Annotated in this window: 2 protein-coding genes; both read left to right on the top strand. The window is 52.6% G+C overall.

The window, feature by feature from the left end:
• Window positions 1–145: 145 nt before the first annotated feature.
• Window positions 146–838 carry a TetR/AcrR family transcriptional regulator gene (locus tag ABYT30_RS18700; RefSeq protein ID WP_373083615.1) on the top strand — a complete coding sequence of 231 codons (693 nt, stop codon included), beginning with the start codon at window positions 146–148 and terminating at the stop codon, window positions 836–838.
• A 40-nt stretch (window positions 839–878) separates the two neighbouring features.
• Window positions 879–1,859: a ribonuclease Z gene (locus ABYT30_RS18695; RefSeq protein ID WP_373083616.1), complete on the top strand. Its 981-nt coding sequence runs from the start codon at window positions 879–881 to the stop codon at window positions 1,857–1,859.
• The last annotated feature ends 238 nt before the right edge of the window (window positions 1,860–2,097 follow it).

The following is a 2,097-nucleotide window of genomic DNA, read 5'->3' as shown; positions in this document are numbered from 1 at the left end:
GGCTATGCTTACAGTCAGGAGGGCGCGGGAGTTTGCGCGTAATTTTAACGTCACACAAGGTCTAACACGGTTTATAAGTTTGGCTTTTTTGCTAAGCTTACCAACAACTTAGGGAACGACCGGCACCGCAAAAAATGGTGACAACATGAATGTAAGCACGATCAAAGACAGCCGCAGCCTCCGAACCCGTGAAACCCTTGTTCGCACCGCAGAGCTATTATTTGCCGATCAAGGCTTTGAGGCAGTATCGGTCAATACCATCACCCGGCAAGCCAACCAAAACAATCGCAACGCCGTGCAATACCATTTCGGGAACAAAACCGGCCTATTACAGGCTATTTTCGACAAACACAGCCCCGGCGTAGCGGCCAAACGGGCCGAATTAATAGACGAACTTCAGAACACCGCGCAACCCATCGCCCGCTCGTTAGCCACCGCCATCGTTGCACCCTTACTCGACAAGCTCGAAGACCCCGACGGCGGTGAAGCCTACATCCACATTAGCGCCGAGCTGATAGCCAGCAATACCCTTGGCTACAGCCGGCAGGATGCCCACCCCCTGCAAATACCCAGAGAAACCAAGCTCGCCAAGCTCGCCGCCAATCAATTAACCCATTTACCCCCGGAAATTGGCCAGCAACGTATATTAATGATGAATGTACTCGCCTTTCACGGCATCTCTGACCATGCGCGGGTGCGCAAAAATCGCCAATTAGACCCCATGATGCGCGACACCGACTTTATGGCGAGCAACCTAATCGACAGCATTACTGCCATGTTAGAAGCCCAGCCGTCGCCAGATACTTTACAAATACTCAAGCAACGCCAAGCTATTTAGCCCACAATGAACAGCAACACAGAGCAACAATACCGAATTTATGCGTTTTACTTTTTTAGGCACCAGCGCCGGCACGCCAACGGCGCAGCGCAACGTCACCGCACTCGCGCTGGCCATTGATGACAATCGTGAATGGTATTTGATCGACTGCGGTGAAGGCACTCAACACCGCCTGCTACATAGCCCTCACTCCAGCGCAAAGCTCAAGACCATCTTCATCACCCATGTTCACGGCGATCACTGCTATGGCCTACCCGGTCTCATTGCCAGCGCCAATATGAGCGGCCGCACCGAGGCTCTCACCATCTGCGCCCCAGACGGCATTGAACAGTACGTGCGAAATACCTTTGCCCACACCGACGTTCACAATCTGCGCTTCCCACTGCATTTTGTGCGCAGTGATCAAGATGACTTCCATTACAACGATGGCGCAATAGACGTTAGCGCAGTAGCCATGTCTCACCGCGTGCCCTGCTTCGCTTACCACATCAAAGAAATACCGCCGACTCACATAGACGAAGCCAAACTGGACGCCCTAGGCGTAGCCCGCGGCCCCCTGTGGCACCAATTACAACAAGGTGAAGATATAACACTGGATAACGGCGAAACCGTTTACGCGAAAGACGTCTGCACCCCAGCCTGGCCAGCGCGCAAAATAGTGGTTGGCGGCGACAACGACCAGCCCAGCCTGCTGCATCAAGCCTTACAAGACAGCGACCTATTAATACACGAAGCCACCTTCACCGAAGACGTCCTCGCCAAAGTTGGCCCCCAATACATGCACAGCACCGCCGCCATGGTCGCCAAGACCGCCGCTGATACCGCACTCCCTCACCTGATACTCACCCACTTCAGCCAGCGCTACCGCAGCCATCAATCATCCAAAAGTAAGCACAAAGCCCAGCACACCGTGAAAGATCTTTTCATGGAAGCCCGGGAGCACTACCGAGGCAATCTAATGCTTGCCGAAGACCTACAGAGCTATCAGCTGGAGAAAGATAAAAGCCTGAATAAGATTTGATGCGGGGCGGGAGGCGGAGACCCAAAAGCATTCGCTAGCGCTCATTTGGATACCTGCCTTCGCAGGTATGACGTTGAACGTCAGATTTTAAATTGTCATCACCCCTGCGGAGGAAGGAGGTAAGCGATCAATAAACCACATCTAATAATCGTTCCACTACAGCATTACTCTTCTGTTTTTAACTGAGGAGCCATCCATGAGCACAATCAATAAATCGCAATTCTGGCAAGACCACATC

Origin of the sequence: Zhongshania sp. (genome assembly GCF_041623545.1) — a bacterium.
GTDB lineage: Bacteria > Pseudomonadota > Gammaproteobacteria > Pseudomonadales > Spongiibacteraceae > Spongiibacter.
The sequence above is the reverse complement of the archived record's forward strand: the minus strand, read 5'-3'. Positions and strand labels throughout refer to the sequence as shown.

Coding starts and splice junctions, on each gene's coding strand:
- ABYT30_RS18700 (WP_373083615.1), top strand. CDS start 146: ATGAATGTAAGCACGATCAAAGACAGCCGCAGCCTCCGAACCCGTGAA.
- ABYT30_RS18695 (WP_373083616.1), top strand. CDS start 879: ATGCGTTTTACTTTTTTAGGCACCAGCGCCGGCACGCCAACGGCGCAG.